Annotated in this window: 12 protein-coding genes; 1 reads left to right on the forward strand and 11 read right to left on the reverse strand. The window is 33.8% G+C overall.

Features of this window, described 5'->3' with window-relative positions; genetic code table 11:
- Position 1: 1 nt before the first annotated feature.
- Positions 2-1,342, reverse strand: a complete 1,341-nt coding sequence (locus tag CBG49_RS04070) for a PKD domain-containing protein (RefSeq protein ID WP_088593489.1) — start codon at positions 1,340-1,342, stop codon at positions 2-4.
- Positions 1,343-1,514: 172 nt separating this feature from the next.
- Between CBG49_RS04070 and porV the strand changes: the two genes are divergently transcribed.
- The gene (porV, locus tag CBG49_RS04075; RefSeq protein ID WP_227002948.1) at positions 1,515-2,576 is read left to right on the forward strand and encodes a type IX secretion system outer membrane channel protein PorV; all 1,062 of its coding nucleotides are present in this window, start codon (positions 1,515-1,517) and stop codon (positions 2,574-2,576) included.
- A 146-nt stretch (positions 2,577-2,722) separates the two neighbouring features.
- Here the strand turns inward: porV and CBG49_RS04080 are convergent, their stop codons facing one another.
- The 10 genes from CBG49_RS04080 to CBG49_RS04130 form a co-directional block, all read right to left on the reverse strand.
- Positions 2,723-3,364: a hypothetical protein gene (locus CBG49_RS04080; protein ID WP_167372068.1), complete on the reverse strand. Its 642-nt coding sequence runs from the start codon at positions 3,362-3,364 to the stop codon at positions 2,723-2,725.
- Positions 3,364-3,735, reverse strand: coding sequence for an AHH domain-containing protein (locus tag CBG49_RS04085; protein WP_088593491.1), 372 nt, complete (start codon positions 3,733-3,735; stop codon positions 3,364-3,366). Before CBG49_RS04085 ends, CBG49_RS04080 begins: the two co-directional genes overlap by 1 nt.
- A gap of 5 nt (positions 3,736-3,740) precedes the next feature.
- Positions 3,741-4,736, reverse strand: a complete 996-nt coding sequence (locus CBG49_RS04090) for a hypothetical protein (RefSeq protein ID WP_088593492.1) — start codon at positions 4,734-4,736, stop codon at positions 3,741-3,743.
- A gap of 2 nt (positions 4,737-4,738) precedes the next feature.
- Positions 4,739-5,005 carry a hypothetical protein gene (locus CBG49_RS04095; protein WP_088593493.1) on the reverse strand — a complete coding sequence of 89 codons (267 nt, stop codon included), beginning with the start codon at positions 5,003-5,005 and terminating at the stop codon, positions 4,739-4,741.
- Entirely contained in the window at positions 5,002-5,643 is a 642-nt protein-coding gene (locus CBG49_RS04100) for a hypothetical protein (protein WP_167372069.1), read from the reverse strand. The genes CBG49_RS04095 and CBG49_RS04100 overlap by 4 nt, the downstream gene beginning before the upstream one ends.
- 8 nt (positions 5,644-5,651) lie before the next feature.
- On the reverse strand, positions 5,652-9,365 hold the full coding sequence (locus CBG49_RS04105) for an AHH domain-containing protein (RefSeq protein WP_088593494.1): 3,714 nt from the start codon (positions 9,363-9,365) through the stop codon (positions 5,652-5,654).
- A gap of 29 nt (positions 9,366-9,394) precedes the next feature.
- Positions 9,395-12,688 carry a T9SS type A sorting domain-containing protein gene (locus CBG49_RS04110; protein ID WP_088593495.1) on the reverse strand — a complete coding sequence of 1,098 codons (3,294 nt, stop codon included), beginning with the start codon at positions 12,686-12,688 and terminating at the stop codon, positions 9,395-9,397.
- Between the two features lie 159 nt (positions 12,689-12,847).
- Positions 12,848-13,297 (reverse strand): lipocalin-like domain-containing protein, encoded by a 450-nt coding sequence (locus CBG49_RS04115; RefSeq protein ID WP_088593496.1) that lies wholly within the window; start codon positions 13,295-13,297, stop codon positions 12,848-12,850.
- Positions 13,298-13,898: 601 nt separating this feature from the next.
- Entirely contained in the window at positions 13,899-17,000 is a 3,102-nt protein-coding gene (locus CBG49_RS16025; protein ID WP_227002949.1) for a zinc metalloprotease, read from the reverse strand.
- Between the two features lie 122 nt (positions 17,001-17,122).
- The gene (locus tag CBG49_RS04130; protein WP_227002950.1) at positions 17,123-18,139 is read right to left on the reverse strand and encodes a hypothetical protein; all 1,017 of its coding nucleotides are present in this window, start codon (positions 18,137-18,139) and stop codon (positions 17,123-17,125) included.
- Positions 18,140-18,165: the final 26 nt, after the last annotated feature.

Below are 18,165 nucleotides of genomic sequence, written 5' to 3' on the forward strand. Positions count from 1 at the left end.
ATTAATGATTTTTTTGCATTTTAATATCAACAACTATATAAGATTCTGTGCCATTGCTTATATATTCCTTAATCTTAATAGCTCCTTTTCGTCCGTTAGCTGTCTCAAAGAGTACAATTCTGTTTGCTTTTTCCTTATTGAAAGGAGCTTTGTTGCTTTTGTATTTTATGGATAAGGGAGATAGTGTAGCTCCTGAAGAAAGAGTGTTGAAATTGTTTTCTGAGAAGAAGGTTACCCATCTATTATTCTCTTGTTTGTTGATAAAGTAACTTTTTGTAGCATTAGGGATAGGGTCAAAAACAGCTGTTTGAGCTTCATCAGGTGATAAGAATACGTTATGAGAAAAAGATGCACTTTGCCCAAAATACACAAAATCAATAAGTTTACCATTTTCTGTGGTTACTTCGTTAGGTTTTAATACTTTTCCTAAAAAAGAAGAAAAATAGCAACCAATTTCTTTACTAGTATTGATACCTAATTTTATATCAGTAAAAGTAATGAGGTTATCACCAACTGTTACTATAAAGTTTTTTTTCTCTGATAAAGTTTGCTTGTCGTTGTTAGCAGTAAGCTCTATTTGATATGTTCCTGCTGTAGGAAGTATAAAAGAAGGATTTTCATTGGTGCTTTCTTGCTGAAAATTCTCGCTACTCACTTTCCAGCGATAAGCGGAGGCATTTACCGATTGGTTTTTCAAAAATATACGTACAGGAGCTTGTGTATTATGAGGGTATTCATTGGTTATTTCAAAAGCAACAGATAAAGGAGCACGCACTACTACTGCTTTCTCCATTACCTGACGCTGAGAGTGATTGCTCGCTTCCAGTCTTAATTTAAATGTCCCTTCTCTTTCAAAAGTTACAGTAGGATTTTCTTCCGAACTATGAGCAGGAGTTCCTCCTTCAAACGACCATTGATAAGTAGTAGCTCCCTTACTTTGGTTATTAATACTAAGTGTAAGAGGTGCTATATCGCTCCCTTGTTGAGTAAAACTAAACAAAGCTGATAATTCAGGGTAAACTGTAAATGATTTTTGGAAAGTGCGCGCTTCACCATCCAAATTGGTGGTATGTGCTGTAATAGTATAAGTCCCTGCTTCAATATAGCGAATATCCTCAGGATAAAAAGCATTAGAAGAAGTATAACTGCCATTAGGAAATTCCCACTGAAAAGTATCGGCACCTGTAATTTTGTTTATGATGTGTACTTGTACTGGGGCATTGTAATTATCATCTACCATTGCAATGCTAAAATCACCCTCAATAGGCATATTTTGCTCTTGCTCACAAGCAAAGCAAAACCATAGTGCTAAACAAACTGCTATTTTTAAGACTAAGCGCATTGTATTATATTTTATATAATGGCTACAAAAGTAGTATTTCTAACTCAATAAACCTAAGAAATGTTTACTTTTTTTGAAAAATTGTGTAATTCAACTATTTGATGTATTTTTGCAAAAATACTATAAAATGAACTGTACTCAATTATTGTGTTTTCTTTGTGTTTTTTTATTTATGAAAACACCTCTTTTTTGTCAAGAAGAAAAATCTATTTCTACGGCTTTTCCATTTTTGCTGCTTAACTCTGATGCTATTTCAGCAGGGAAAGGAGAAGTGGGGGTAGCTTCCTCTCCTGACATTTTTTCTCAAAGGGTGAATGCTTCCAAATATATCTTTCTACCTACTTCTTCAGCAGTAGCCATTAATTATATGCCCTTCACTCATAGAGCTGTGCGCGATGTATTTTTAGGAGGGATTACTTTTTACAAAAAGAGAATACGCGATGCTTTCGGGGCAAATTTCTCATATTTCAGTATCGGTGATGTGAACTTAACCCAAGACATAGGGCAACAAACCTATATTTTAGGGACTTTCAAACCTACAGAGTTTTCATTGGAGGGTTCTTATAGTTTGCAATTAAGTCAGTCGTTTGCGATGGGAGTTAGTTCACGTTTTTTAAGTTCGCAACTATCTGTTCCTTCACAAGGGAAGAGCACTGCCCGAGCATTGGCTTTTGATATAGCAGGCTATTTCTATTCGCAAGATCACTTTATCAGTAGTTTGTTATATCGATACACTTGGGGATTTCAACTTTCTAATGTGGGGACAAAGGTAAAATATGACGACTTGGGCAGGTCTTTCTATCTTCCCACCCAACTGAAATTAGGAGCAGGTTTTTTATTGCAAACCGATAGTTATAATGAATGGGAGCTTTCTATAGAAGCACAGAAATACCTTGTGCCTACCCCTAATGAGCAAGGCGTCCCCGACAAAGATATTATAGAAGCCTTAATAACCTCTTTCTACGATGCTCCTAATGGTTTCCGTGAAGAGTTTCACGAGATTAATTGGGCGGTAGGTTTGGAATACAAGTATAACCAATCATTTTTCTTGCGCTCAGGATTCTTCTATCAACATAAAAACAAGGGTGACCGAAAGTTTTTATCTATAGGAGCAGGATTTACTTTTTTTAACAATTGGCAAATGGATGTAGCCTATCCTTTTTCATTCTCCACCTATAACAATCCATTCAGCACCTTTAAAATTAACCTAATTTACCGCTTTGGGCAACAGTGATTATTTTACAATCATCTTCTGCACCATCACATCTCTTCCCGTTTTTTAGCTTAAAACTGTAAAACCAAGTAATGAATAGAGAATTAATATGAGAAGACGGAGGGACATTTTTCTGATAGTTATACTAATTTTATCACAAAAAGCACTTATTCCGTTTTCAGAATATCATATTCTGATACTTCATAGCCTGTTATATTGTTTTCTTGAAAAGCATTCAATAGTTTTTCGGATATAATATTTCTTCCCTCAAAATGAAATATATCATATTTTGGAAAAGAATTTAATAGGTAAACTTCTTTAATGATAAGATTTTTTTCAAAATCTCCAAAGGTTTCTTGTTCTTTACTTAAGTAAAATTCCTTTGATGTAAAACAGAATTCTTGGATAATATCTCTCCATTTTAGTATGAATTTGGATTTTTTCATATCTATATATTGGAAAATATCATCATAGAAATTGAACCAATAATAGTCTTTTACATTAATTTTATTACGAAATAAAACTATTGGATAAAATTTATATTTAGGGATATTAAACTGTTCTAAAAGATTTTTTAACTTTACATTAATAATTAGACCAAAATAAGGTGTTGTACTGCTCAACATATCTGTAATTTTAGCATTCTTATAAAACTCCAACTCTAAATAAGGAATTTCATTAGGAATGTTCCCATAATTAATTCTTTGTGTAGAAAAAGGAGAGTTAAAAATGTTATTCTCAGTTTGTGAAATTTGTGGATAAGAACCTATGGTATATAGGTTTTCTGATGTTCCTAAATTAAAATACATTACTTAATACCTATTTTTTTGTTTATATTTTTAAAATACTCATTTAAGTTCATTCCTGAATTTTTGGCTTCTATAATTCTCTTTTTTAAATCAGGAATCAATTCTTCTTGTAAAAACTTATTAGCTTGTTCAGGAGTTAAACCTATTTTATTAAATCTATCTAATTGCGTTTTTACATATTTATCATAAGCAGGATGGTTTCCGTGTATACCTTTTCCAATGAGTTTAGTATATTTTTCCAACCCTATACCATTCTGTAACATATTAGGATGAAAACCATCTAAAGCAGCTATTCTTATAATCTCATTATCTTCACATATTTGCCAAGGAATTATGTGGTGAGCTTCAATATTATCGGTAGTGCCTAAGATTCTGGCTAAATCTCTTCTTCATAGATAAACAACGTATTTCCGGAGTCCAGAAGAAACATTTTATCATCATAGAACTTTATATCCATAACTCTTTCATAGGTTTCTACCCTGTGAATCCACTTATATTCGCCTGTTTCGGGGTCAATGGCAAGGATAAAAGCGTATCCAGATATAAAGACTTCATACCATAATAACCCTTTATGATATACTACCCTATAACCAGCTGGCCAGTATGTTTCTCCATTATATTCAAAATCAGGTAGGCGATCGTATTTTCTTCCATAACCATACTTTTCTCCATTATCTAAATTCACCCAATATAAAGAGAGCCCTGTACAGACATAGCCTAAGTTTCCTACGATCTCCATAGTGCGTGCACCACTGTTCACCTTCCATATTAAGGAACCCTCTTTTTGGGAAAGGCAAACGATTCCAGTTCTTGTTACAACGATAAAAGTATCTTTATAAGGATATATTTCGTATATACATAATTCTTCTTTATCAGGGAAAAAGTCTTGTATATTCTGTTGCCATAGTAAGGAAAAATGGTTATATATATATATGTATGATTTTTTCTTTGATATAATAAAGTTGCTTATAGGTAACATTATAACACCTTCTACAAAATCATCTCTAACTTGTATTACCGAAAAAAATTCTATACTATACACTATCAATTTTCCATTTACAAAAGAATATAGTGTGTTTTTAAAAAAATAATTATTAGAAATATCTAATTCGATTTTTGATTCATGTATTATATTCTTTGTTGTTCTATTTAAAACAGTAAAATCACTTCCTTCATAATTTTTATAGAAGAAAATGTGTTGTAAATCAATATGATATCTATAATTGATAGGAGAAGAATCCGTACTCCACAGCAATTTTCCTTTAAGATTAAACTCTCCCAGCACTTGTCTGTCATTTAAAAAAGTATATAACTTTTTATCTAACAAAAAAAGTCCATTAGTTTCCTTTATATGATTTATTTTTCTGTACATAATTAATCAGCTATTTCGAAAAACTTATAAAAATTATCAGAATTATCTAACCATCCTAGAAAAGAATCACTTTTAATTTCTTTTTTAGTATCCATCCAAACTTTTATTTTATCTCCAAATGATTTGTTTTCAAATAATTTTTCTAACTCCTTAATAGGTTTTCCGTCAGCTGTTTTAAGAGCTTGTAACACTTTTGATTTTAGGACATCAAAATCTCTAATATTATCTGTTTTTGCAAATATCCATTGAATATCACCTAAATTTTTCATTCCGTTTTCAGAATATCATATTCTGATACTTCATAGCCTGTTATATTGTTTTCTATAAAGGCATTTAATAGTTTTTCGGATATAATATTTCTTCCCTCAAAATGAAATATATCATATTTTGGAAAAGAATTTAATAAGTAAACTTCTTTAATTATGAGCTTTGTTTCAAAGTCTTCAAAAGTTTTTCTTTTTTTTGATTTAAAGAAATCTTTTGATGTAAAACAGAATTCTTGAGAGACATCTCTCCATTTTAGTATGAATTTCGATTTTTTCATATCTATATATTGGAAAATATCATCATAAAAATGGAACCAATAATAGTTTAATTTACTTTTTTTATAAATAACTTCTGTATCATAAAATTTATGATTAGGCAGAGAGTACAAAGTAATTAATGATTTTATTTTACTATTAACTACTAATCCATAAGGAACGCTTACCCTTTCAATGAAATCTGTAGGGTACGCCTTTTTATTTAGTATTATAATATACTTTGGTATATGTTCAGGGAATTCTTCTATTCTTGTTTGAAAATCAATGAATACTGAAAAAAACTCTGAATCTTCTGAAACATCTGTTTGAGGATAGTATCCAATTATATTTGTATCTGTAGATTCTGATAGTGTGTAATACTTCATATTTTGATTTAATTGATTCCTTTAAAATATTCGTTTAGGTTCATTCCTGAGTTTTTCGCTTTAATAATTTTTTCCTTTAAATCAGGAATTAATTCTTCTTGTAAAAATTTATTAGCTTGTTTTGGTGTTATATTTGGATTTTCTAACATAAAATCTTCTAACTTAGATCTTACATATTTATCATAAGCAGGATGGTTCCCGTGTATACCTTTTCCAATGAGTTTAGTATATTTTTCCAATCCTATACCATTCTGTAACATATTAGGATGAAAACCATCTAAGGCTGCTTTTTGGATAATATTATCACTTGAACATATTTGCCAAGGGATTATGTGATGTGCCTCAATATCATCGGTAGTGCCTAAGATTCTGGCTAAATCTCTTCTATCTCCAAAATCTATTTTATTACCAACCCTTTTCCAAGTTAGTTTAATTTCATTTTTTCCCCAACGAATTATTTCTTCTACTTTTGTTTTTCCCTTAGAAAACTCTTTAGCAACATCAAACCTTTTTAGAGAATTTATTAGCTTTCTAACTTTTATTTTTCTTATTTCTCCCGTAAGTTTTTCTGCCATTTTAGGTAATTCTGCAATAAATTTACCTGAAACAAAAATGCTTATAGTTGTTCTTACAGCACCTTTGGAGAGCAAATGGCTTTGTTTGCCTTTATCGGTTTGTTCTTGGGAGGCTTCTTGCCAGTCGGCAGAGGAGTTTCCTGTTGCAGCTTCTAAAACGATTTCCTTTAAAATAGGGAAAAGCTCTTTGGGGTTTTCTTTTATTTCATCTTTTATCTTTACTAAGCCATTGTAAGTTTCTTCTCTAACTTTTTTATCTACTGCTATATCGTAGACCATTACTACCATCCCTGTAATATCAGTAACAACAGTTAGTCCAGCTTCTAAGCTTCCTGTAACAACTCCAGGAGCTTTAATATTAGATTCTTCTGGTGATTTATCTAAATATACTTTAGCTTCAACTTTTCCTGTTTTTAAAAGAGTTTTAGTAAGCCCTACTCCTTCAATGAAAACTTGAAATTTAGTAGCATTTTTTCCTATCTCTATTTTTTTACCATCGGCAAAGGCATCTTCATCTAATTGAGGGGCTTGCTGAGAGGGAATCCTTAAATCAGAAAAATAGGCATTAGTTTGGTTTAAAATATGTTTAGAAATTTCTTCTAAATTAGCTTTTTTACCTTCTACTATAGGTAAATCACTTCGGTAGCCAAAAGCACTGAGTTGGATAATACCTTCTTCATTTCGGTAGAAACGCATTTTTTCCTCCTGCTCTCCTTTCCAAATTCCTTTTATAATTTCGGCATTAGAGAGGGGATTTTGCACTTCTTCTACTTTATTTTTAGCATTTAGCTTATATATTTTTCCTTTATATGTCCATTCAAAAGCTTGCTCTTTATGAAGTTGTTTTTTAATTTCTAAGAGGTCTTTTTCAATGTTTTTAAGTTCATCAGAGGATATTACAGCTTGGTTGTTATTCAAGCAGTTTTTTAATTCTTCAATGATATATTTTTCATCTTCTTTGGTTATAGTTTCGGTTTCTTTAACTGAACAAAAGTTTTCAGGAAAGGTTAAACGGTTAGTACATTCTAATAAATCACTATTTTCTTGCGCTATCAACAAGAAAGAATCTTTTTTATCTTGAATGTTTTTTATATATTGTTTTACCTTTGTTGTAGGTGTTTCATTTTTACTAACAGAGGATTCTTTTTTTCGTAAAAGAGTTATGAGATCAGCATTATTTTCGGGGTGATATTCTCCTAAAATACATTTAAAGTTGTATTTTCCTATATTGAGATTTACGATTACTCCATTTTTATCTCCCGTATGATGTATAGATTTTTCTTCACATTTTTTGCACTTTAAGAAAGCTTTCCCTTTTAGGTTTAACAAAGCCTCTACTATTTCATTTATCTGAGAGTCATTATTAGCTTCCTGTTCTTTTTTAGCGATGTATTGTTCAAATTTATTTTTGTGCTTATCATACAGTTTTTCAGCCTTTTCTGTATTTGCTAAAAGGGCTTTTCTTTCTTCTTTAGAGAGTTTTTCTACAGAGGCAGAAAACATCCCTTCTCCTAAGCTCTTAAATTTTTCTTTATCTTCATCTGAAATACCTATTTCATCAGCATTGCTTAAATAGAAATCCCATAGTTTCTTTAATTCTTGAAGAGATTTAACATCTTCTACAGTATTTTTTTTCTTTTTGAAGATGCTTTTTAGGTCATTAATTACTTCATCAAGTCTTTTTATTTCCACCACATTTCTCTCGGTCTCATCATAAGTGGTTACGAGTTTTCCGTCTATGAGTTGGCGTTCGGTGTTGAGCTTGATGCCATTGAACACTACCTTTATTTTAGTGTCTTGCAAATAAGGCACTTTCACATAGCCTTCACCTGAGTATACGCCATTGCTGCCTGTAGCATTGAGCACGGTTACAGGGAAATCACCTGCCCTAAAGGTGGTGTTAGGATACAAGTTATCCTGCAATGGCTCGGTGTTCTTGATGCGTATCTCGGGTTTTACCCCACATTGCACTTGACTCTTTTCGTCTATCTGCTCGGTGGTGGTAAACTCTTGTTCGGTGCTATACACATAGCTATCTTCCCCAAAAACTGAGGTGCTATTGGCTGCGTTTAGACCACAAGCTACCCCCACTTTGTAGATGTAGGTGCGTCCGCGTTTGAGTCCTATAACTTTGGCATAAGGCATACTCACTTTTTGCGATTTCCAGCTTTTGCCTTTCTCGCGGTACATCACCTTGTACGGGTATTCCTGATTGGGCATCATCGCCTGAGCACTCCATCGCAATTGTGCTGAGGTGCTTTCGGTCATCGCGGTGAGCATTCGTGGTGCTTCGCAATTAGAGACTAAATCGAAGTAAAAAGTTTCGGAATTGCCGTTGTTCCTAAAGTACGATTGTTCGTTAGGATTGGCAGGATTGTTAGTAAGAGCGCGTACTTGCCACACATAGCGTTTGTTTTCCAATAGGATGGGCATCATATTGGTATACTGCAACGCAGGGGCATTGGTTTTGGTTTGGTATACTAATCTGCCGCTCATAAATGCCTCTTCGGGTACTAAAGCTAAATCCCATACTTCTTTGAGGGTGAACTCGTACTGCATAAAGGGGGCTATATCGCGAGGCATCCATTGGAAGAGAATATTTTGAAAGGCGTTCTTTTTGGTGAGCACTTCGCCTTTTTGGGGCATCGTAAGCACAGGGGGTGAGTAGCGGCGTACTTGTATCATCGCGCGCCCTTTGTTGGACACAGGGCGACCTGTAGCTACGTCGTAAAGCGACAAGCCAATAAAATAAGTACCCTCAGGAAGTAGCCCGTTGTAAGTCGCCTCATTGATACCGTAGAGATTCTCGTAGCGCAGTAGGGTTTTGAAATCTATATTGGTAAGTGTACGTCGTACACCTGGAGAGAGGTTTACCAAATAGGGGGTAATATAGTCGGGAGTTTGGGCAATGGTTTGTCCTTGGAAGTTTTCGAGCGAGAATCGTAGTGCAAAAGGTCGTCCGCCGGTAGAGAGGTCTTTGAGCAGGAAATGAGCTTGTATTTTCTGTTCAAAGGTATCGGCATACCCTCTGAGGCTCTGAGGATAGGGTGGGGTGACAAACACTTGTACATCCACAGGATATTGCTGAGCTTGCAGGGTGAAGCTCAGCAAGGTGAGAAGGAGGAGTATATAACGACGGAGAGACATTTTAATAACGAGTTACGAATTACGAATGACTAATGATTTACAATCATTTTTTGAACCATAATATCACCTCCTGCTTCTAAAATTATCAAGTATTGACCTGATAATCTACTATTTGAAACAGGAATGTTAAAAGAAGTTCCTTCAGGTTGTTCAATAGGAGGGATTACCATTTGACCTAAGATGTCCATTCCGTAAATTTTTATAGCGGTAGGTTTTTTGAGTTTCACTTCTATGCGGAAAGTACCATTGTTAGGGTTATCTACAATTTTGAAATCATCTATAACTACTTCTTTAAAACTGTTTTCTTTACCGATGCCCAATCGATCTTTTTCGACCCAAAGTGTTTTGTATATAGTCTTCTCACATCCGTCTAAAAAGCCTTTCAAGCCTATGGTATAAGTACCTTCTTTAGGGAAACGCACTTCTGCTCCTCCGTTTTCTTCTTTGATAAGCGTAACTTCTTGAGGTAACACCCATTGGGTAGTAATGCTATGAGATAAGTTTATCAGTTTTACTGTATAGTTATAGTAAGCATTGGTTGCTGCTAAAAAGTCTACCTCTAATACTTTATCACTTTGCAACACCTCAAAAGTAGTCGACTCTCTGCAACCTTTTTGGTCAGTAATTTCTACTTTATAGATACCTTTTGCTGATACTGCAAAAGTAGGTTCAGTACTAAGGAGGGTACCAGTACTATCTGTCCAACGGAAAGTAGCTGAAGGGAAAGCTGTGCTTAAATCAAACGAACGACTGTCGCCTTGGCATATTGTGATTTGTGAAGGGATATTGATAACCGTTTTTTCAGGTTGCAATACTTCGTAAAACTGTTCTAACGCAGGACAATCGCTTTGGTCACGGAATACTGCTTTGTATTTACCTGCTTTTAACCCATTGATAGTTTTACCACCATTGGTAATACGTTGTGAAAGAAGATTCCCCTGAGCATCATACCACGAAACATTTATATTTCCTTTACCTCCTGAGAGTGTAAGCGCTATCTTACCATCATTCCCCTCATAGCAGGTTACGGGAGTGATGATAGCATTGTTTACCTCTACTTCCTCAGGATAAGAAAGCGCCGCCTTTTCTTGCACGGAACAACCGCGACTATCACTTACGGTTACGAAATACTTTCCAGCTGATAGACCTGTGATATGAGCTCCTGAATGACCTGTATTCCAAAGATAGGTATAAGGAGGGGTACCTCCAGAGGCTATAGCTGTTGCTTGTCCCCCATTAGGAGCGCTACAGGTCATTTCTGATTTAGTGACACTTAGCATAAGCTGAGGTGGCTCTGTAAGGGTATAAAAAGCTGTTGTTTGGTTCTCATTTTTATCGGTTACAACTAATTGGTAAGTACCTTTGCTCAGTTCTCTAATAATGGCTTTGCCGTTTCCTTGAAGAGGAACTCGACGTCCTAATTTTTTCCAAAAGTATTTATATGGAGGCACACCTCCTTCTACAGTTGCACTTAGCACTCCATTGTTATAAAGTTCGTAATGGTTATTAGGGTCGTTGTTATTTTGATTACAGCCGATAGTAGTAGTAGCACTAATAGAGGCGGTAAGTAGGGGAGGTTCTGTAATTGTAATTTCTTTCATAATAGCACAATCATAATAATCACGTACTGTGAAAGTATAAGTGCCAGCCTCAAGATTTTCATAAACATACCTATATTTAGGAATATCATTATCTGCCGAAAGTAAGTCTCTCTTGGAATAAGAGATTTCACCTTTAGAAGAATACAATGTTGCGATATATTGATTTTTATTATAATTATAAAGAGTTCCCCCCATTACTATAGGTTCTATTTTCCCATCGGCACGTCCAGAACCTGTTACATTAGTAACGAGATCGGTATTTTCATTCATTATAGTAATGGGCATTTTAGGTCCCCATACGTTTACCACAAGAGGATTATCGCTTGCCATTGGACAATTGTTTTTGTCGGTAATGGTAAAAGTATATACACCTGAAGCTAAATTCTCAATGGTAAAAAAGTTCCCTGCAATAGCTACAGGAGGTTCACCATTTTTGATGTATTTATAAGGAGGGGTACCGCCCAAGACTCGGACTTCTATTTTCCCTTTGGTATCTCCAAAACACTTATTGTCTGTTGGAAAAGCAGAGGCTGTAAGAGGTTTAGGAACAGTTATGGTAAAAATACCTTTGTGTTTTGCATCATCAGTATATAAGGGGATATCTTTTCTTTGCCGATTACTATCTAGATAATAGAAAAAACCCTTTATATCTATCTGATAATTGGTAGTTACAGTAGCAGTAGTAAGTACGACATTATCTATGCGGTCGTGCTGTAAGAAATATTCTGTTAAATCTTTGGGCAGACCATTAATTTCTATAGCACCTTCTGTTTCATTTCCACCTTCTTTTATGAAAGAAAAAGTATTAAATACTTCCCCTAAATAAGCCCCTCTATTTTTCTTATATTGTTCTAAACTTCCTAATAATTTTCTGCTGAGCTGGATAGTAACAGTAGCAGTAGTTTTAGCTTCTTTGATATTACATAAAGGAGATTGGATATTTTTTATTGTAATCAAAGGGGCTGCTTGTGTAATGGTAAGATCTACATTATTAGAATGAGAGCATACTAAACCTGTATCTTTGTCATAAGATACTACTCTGAAATATATATGTTTGCCTATCATCTCTTCTGCTCTTGCTTTACTTCCTAAAACATCTTCGGCAGATACATCTATTCTTTGTTTTTTTTGGAATTTTGCGGGAAGGGGTTGCCAATTATTTCCTTGTGTAGCATATTCATAACGATATAAATCACTATCAAAACCTTCCTTAGCTATAAGAGGAACTTTGACATCAATAGGGAGAAATGAATTGGATTTATTATTAATTTTAGAAGTAAGGGTATGTATTGGATCTGCTCGCCAAGTGATATCGACTTTAATTTTTACAGCCTTTCCATATAAAATAGGAACAGTGTTGTATCTTGCTATTTCTTTAATATCAATTCGCCTATTTTCTAAGTCTGTAGTTGCTCCCTCCCAACAGCCACCAAACCCATTTTCTCGTTCAGCTGAAGCATTTAAGAGTAAATAAAAGTCTCTCGATTTTACATTTTCTATTATGTGACGATCTGTAAACTCATCTTCTTCTGTTATAATATCTTTCGATCTGCCCCCTTCAATAATTTTCAGGTTACAAAAGTGGTCACATATACGACCATTCCATCTATCTTCAGAATAGGCTCCAAAACTCACTTTCCCTTGTATAGTATACATATTATCTTGACTGTAAGATAATTGGAGCAAGTAAAAAGCTAAAAAAATATAATATAGATTCTTCATTGTGTTTAAACTTAAGAAAAAAAGAAGACAAAATTCTTATTAAATATTTTTCTAATTAATATTATTAAAAACACAAAATTCCTTTAATAGTTTTCTTAAGGTATTAGTAACTTTTTCTTTGAAAAATACATTTGTAAATCATCATCATCTTTTGTGGTTTTAAGAATTTCTTTTTATATACACATCTTTCTGTATAATTTCATCTTGCCCATCATCTTTCTTTTTAAGAATTTTGAGAATTAAGTTATTTCCAGAAATAGAAAAAATAACCACAATTTTTTTCTTTTCAATAGATGTCAATAGAAGTGTATTGTTAGAAATTGAATACGTAAACTTTAAATCTGGTTGTTTTATACAATCTCCGGTACTTTTTTTGAAATGAAAACCAACATTTATAAATTGGTCTTCAGTAATAATAATGTGGCTTTTTTTACTACATTCAGTAAGTTTTATATCTTCTCCTGCAGCATTACTTGATACAAGATACCACGTTCCAATTAATGCTTTTTTAGCATCATCTTGGGGATTAGGGGTGTCATTATTGCTTTTTCCACAGGCGGTGGCTAATAATGTTAAGGCTATAAAAGCCAAAGTAAAGATTTTTTTCATTGTACAAAGGTTTTTAAATTATTAATGCGACAAAAGTAGTGTGTTTTTTTGAGATATGCAAGGGATGAGAGAGATTTTTTCACAAAAGGTTGTTTTTTACATATTGTATAGCGCAAAAGGTTGGTTATGAGGTTACAGAATTGTAAGGTCTTTAGGGAGGTATTTTCTATTTTAAGTGAGGGAAATATGGTTAATTATTTGCTAATCAAATAAATAGCTTTGCTGTTTTTTAGGTCTCGCACAAAGCCAGCGAGGGCTTACAGCTGGGTATGTGAACACGAATCACACAGATTTAACACGAATAAATCTCTATTATTGCACGGATAGGTAGCTGACACTACTGGATTTACACGGATTATGATGTAAATATAATTGTAGATCACTGTTTTGTTATATCAAACTGACGTTAAATAACGTGAGTTCGACGTAAGTAATTATTTAACAATCAGTAAAATATTTTTAATCTCCCACGAATTACACGAATTTTCACGAATTTGGGAGTGTATAAAAGTCTTTATTTTTTATTATCTCACGAATTTTCACCTGACGGTGAATTATTTTGTGAATATATTATGATATAAAGCTGTAAATCAATATTCTGTTATATCGAACTGACGTTAAATAATGTTTTTCTTATATTTTCATTTTTCCAGATTATTTCAAAGACATCATTTATTTCTTTTTTAATAGCACTTTGTAATCTTCTTACAACATCCTCTCTAGTAATACCTCTACCTCCTTGTTGGATAATATACAGCTGATCAAAGTTATTAATCTCTCTTAAATATGCTTTATATTGCCCTAAGTCTTTAAACATATTAGTAGCTGTAGAATAGTTTTTAGTATCTATGAAGATACTAATTTCTTTATTAACATCAAAGGCTTTCCACTTGATATCAAACCTAAAATCACCTGCCTCATCAGCATAAGAAATAAGATCTTCTAATTCTAACTTTTGCAGGGTGCTATGGAATTTAGCGGGTAAGTAGGATTTGATATTTCGGATTACCTCTAAAGAGGTAGTGCCTGCTTTAAACTTATCAGCCGTTTCTAAAAGTTTGTTTAAGAAAGCTACTAATTGTCCTTCAGGAATCTCATCTATGTGCTCTGTAAATAGATGCTTAAGGTCGTCCACAAGGTCATCTATAGCTTTTACGGGATTTTTAGGTACTTTTTGATAGAGTTCTTCAAAACGTTTGGCAAAATCATCTACTTTATTGAACTTAGTGTTTAGTTTTTTGATGAGAGCTACAACCTTTTCATTATTGCTTAAAAATTGTTGTAATTTGTTGATATTTGTAGCTTCTCCGGCTATTTCTAAAACAATTCTACCTTGTGCGTCTTTTCCTACGATGAGTTTTCCTGTTTTTCCATTAACATCGGTAATTTCTTCGGTAATTTCAAAAAGTACTTGCTCTATTTTGCCTGCTTGAGGGAGTAACTCAATTCCTTGAGCTGTAAATCGGGCTAATTCAGCATCTATTAGTTTGCTGTAAATGTATATTTTTCCTTCTTTAGGTAAAAATCGCAATACTTCAGTACAATGGTCGGCTAAAAAGAGGGCAGCTTTTTGGGTTGCAACATTAGGGATTTTAGACAAACTCACCACAAAAGCTTTACCATTACTACCTACTTTACCCACTACGCGCATTACATCTGCGAAAGAGCTTGCCTCTGAAAGAGCTTTTATCTCACCTGCTCCTACAAAGAATGAAGCTACAAAAATAGCGTCGTAGCAAGCGCCATAAACGGCTTGAGGGGTCTTTACAGAGGTGTTATACACACCGTGATGTTTTTTGAGGGCATCGCCCATCGCTTTCCAAGTGTCACTTTGGCCTAAAGCGCTTATGAAATTGTTTATTCCTTTGACTAAATCGGTTGGGTTTTGACTAATACCGGCAGCTAAATCGCTTATTCCCGCAACTAAATCAACGGTAGAGTTCCACATTCCGCAAGAACAAGGGGCTCCTAACTCAAATTGAGCGTTGAGTAATGATGAAAGTATTACATTATTAGTATCAAATCCTATTTTTCCTAAAAACTCTTTAAAGAAATCGACTGTTTTGTAATCAATTCTATCAGAGTTCCAAACATTAGGAGGGATTCTGAGTATTTTAAGTACACAAGTAGTGCTCTCAAAAAGTTCATTTAAAGAAATGATTTCATAAGTACCATCAATGATTAATTTGGCTACTTCTAAAAATGGTTTCATTTTACCATCTTTATCTCTTAGTTCTCTAAATTTCTCGCCAAAAACGCAATCTTTATCGATAATTTCTATTAAGTGCTCATAGAATAAATACTTATCGTGTATGCGTTTGAAATCATCTAAAACAATCAGGAGTGAGGTATTTTTGAGTAATTCTTCGTTTTTACCTATTTCTTTTTCAATGTTTGTTTGTAAATCGTATATGAGCTCCTTGATACCCGTTTTGAGCATCTCGTCGTATTTCACTTGGATAGCATAAGTAGGAGGAGCATCTAAACCGCTTATACGTACATCGGCAAACTTTGAGAGGATATTGCGTAATGTTTCTTTATCAGTTTCAGATATTTGTACATTATGTTCTCTATAATGCTCTATTATAAATTTATAGAATTCTCTTTGGGTTTTCTTTAAACAATTTAAAGGATCACTTGCTGTAGAGAGGAGTTCCCAATTGCTTAGTCCTTTAATATTATCAAAAACTATATTTGAAAAATAGGCACTGCCAACTCCTCCATTTTCTGAAAAGAAAGCTTCTTTAGAGATTTTTCCCTTATAAATGTTAACTTCGTTGCACTGAGAAGGGGAAACATAGAAAATCTCTTGAATTAAATTTTTATTTTGCTTATAGGTAAAATAGTTTTTTCCAACAATTTCAAAATTTTCATTTTTATCTTGTTTGGCATCTTTGTAATATCCTTTAAAAATAGAGTCATTTTTAGAAAACAAAGCAATCCATCTTTCATCAGCTATTGTAAAACCGATAAGAGTTCCTTTTACGAAGGAAAAATCACGTGCTTTTGCAGGTAGGGTAATTACACTTGATGTTGGAGAAATGAAACTTTTCTCTTTATTTTCATATCCTGATATTTGCTCAACAGTAGTGCCTATAAGAAATTTCCAAGCTTTATACTCTCCCTCACTTTGTTTTTGGAAGGCATAGAGTTTTACTTTAGGGTCGTTGATTTGCTTCCAGTCGCGATAGAAGAAGTCTTCTCCCTCATTGTAATCCATTAGGGCGGTGGTTTTACCTTTGTCGGCATTTTTACCTTTGAAAGGGTGTTCGAGTTTGAAGATGCCGTGCCCGAGTTCGTGGGCTATGGTGCGTGCATTGGTGCTGTAAACAAAGCCGTATTGCCCACCTAATCGCATATAGCCGTGATTGCCAGTGCCGTCGTTTACCAAAAAGATGTAATAAGTGTTCTCTTTTGGCTTTCTGTTGGTTGTAAATTTAGCGATGACTGCGTTTTGTTCAGGACTATAGGTAGAAAGGTCACCAAACTCGTTTTCTGTGGGCAAAGTGCCGTTTTTGAGTTGGTCGCTAATGTCAAAAGGTTTTTCAGTAGTGATGTGTAGTGTTACCCCTACTTTTTCATAAATCTGCTGTACTTGAGCGATTGCCTCTTGAAGGTTTTGTCCGCTTTGAGTAGGCACTAAAGCTACATTTACTTCTTTAGGCGAGAGGTGCACCAAGTTGAACCTCCTGCGATTTGGCACTTTTTACCTTGCTTGATAGTAGCTTGTACTTGTTCAATATGTTAAAGAACTTATTTTTAGTATATTGTTTGTGTAATGATTTTGGGTACAAAGATAGTGGTTTTGCAAAAAAAGGCAATAGTTTAGGTATTTTCTTCTCTTTCAAAAATATATAGAGTTCCTTGAGAACTTAATGCTCCTAATTGGTTTTCATTACCTTGAAGCTCCATAATTCTCGGTTCTGCACCTTCTTCTTTTTGAAAGTCATACTCCCAAGTGAGTTTTTGGGTAACTCTATCCAACACTCCTATTTTACTATCAAAATGACTTGCAAAATAGATTTTGCTATCTGTTAGCACAAAATTAGCTATATCACTACGTATCTTTTTGACTGAAAGCTCATTGGTTAAATCATAGAGTTGAATCGCTCCATTAGTAGGATTTATTTCCCAATAGAATTCCCACATAAAACCGATAAGTTTATGAGTCGTTTCATCTATTTGAGTTGCTTCGGGTAGAGGAATAGCCGAGGGTAACCAACTACAATGGAAATTAGCTATTGTATGTATTTGATGTACTAAAGCCCCTGTTTCAATATCTAACGCTATGATAGTATGATGATTGAGAGCTATCCAAAGTTTTCCTTCTAACACGCCTATCAACTTTTTCACTTCCCAATCTGCCTCTTTGTCGTAATTGTCGTTATGAGGATTATTAGGGATTGAATGTAAAGAGAATTGCCAAGATAGACAATTGTCTAATGTCATCTTAATCATATCTGGAGATGAGCTATCCATATAAAAAAAGTAATCATCATATTTCATTAAGTCCAACAGACTACCCTCACAAAATAGAATTTCATTATTTATCTTTGTTTGGTTACTATTCTCATCATAAATGATATAATTATTTTGGTTTTCATAATACTCTACATATAAGTTTGTATCGTATTCTAATTCTCCTTTGTAGTTATAAACCTTACTACCAAAATCACCAAAAACAACAATACTATTTTCTTCATATTTGCTTCCCCAACAAGAATTTACTAAATGTACAATTATTTTCTCTTTTTTATCTTGAATGCTAAACAACGTACCATTCTTGGTGTAAAAAAAATCTTTTTGAGTAATATAAAAACTTCCAACATCTGTTATTTTCATGGTGTTAAAAATATAAAATAAACCTA

This window comes from Capnocytophaga endodontalis (assembly GCF_002209445.1).
GTDB lineage: Bacteria > Bacteroidota > Bacteroidia > Flavobacteriales > Flavobacteriaceae > Capnocytophaga > Capnocytophaga periodontitidis.

Excerpts from the sequence above, each read along its gene's own strand:
- CBG49_RS04070 (WP_088593489.1), bottom strand. The coding sequence starts at position 1,342 with ATGCGCTTAGTCTTAAAAATAGCAGTTTGTTTAGCACTATGGTTTTGC.
- porV (WP_227002948.1), top strand. The coding sequence starts at position 1,515 with ATGAAAACACCTCTTTTTTGTCAAGAAGAAAAATCTATTTCTACGGCT.
- CBG49_RS04080 (WP_167372068.1), bottom strand. The coding sequence starts at position 3,364 with ATGTATTTTAATTTAGGAACATCAGAAAACCTATATACCATAGGTTCT.
- CBG49_RS04090 (WP_088593492.1), bottom strand. The coding sequence starts at position 4,736 with ATGTACAGAAAAATAAATCATATAAAGGAAACTAATGGACTTTTTTTG.
- CBG49_RS04095 (WP_088593493.1), bottom strand. The coding sequence starts at position 5,005 with ATGAAAAATTTAGGTGATATTCAATGGATATTTGCAAAAACAGATAAT.
- CBG49_RS04100 (WP_167372069.1), bottom strand. The coding sequence starts at position 5,643 with ATGAAGTATTACACACTATCAGAATCTACAGATACAAATATAATTGGA.
- CBG49_RS04105 (WP_088593494.1), bottom strand. The coding sequence starts at position 9,365 with ATGTCTCTCCGTCGTTATATACTCCTCCTTCTCACCTTGCTGAGCTTC.
- CBG49_RS04110 (WP_088593495.1), bottom strand. The coding sequence starts at position 12,688 with ATGAAGAATCTATATTATATTTTTTTAGCTTTTTACTTGCTCCAATTA.
- CBG49_RS04115 (WP_088593496.1), bottom strand. The coding sequence starts at position 13,297 with ATGAAAAAAATCTTTACTTTGGCTTTTATAGCCTTAACATTATTAGCC.
- CBG49_RS04130 (WP_227002950.1), bottom strand. The coding sequence starts at position 18,139 with ATGAAAATAACAGATGTTGGAAGTTTTTATATTACTCAAAAAGATTTT.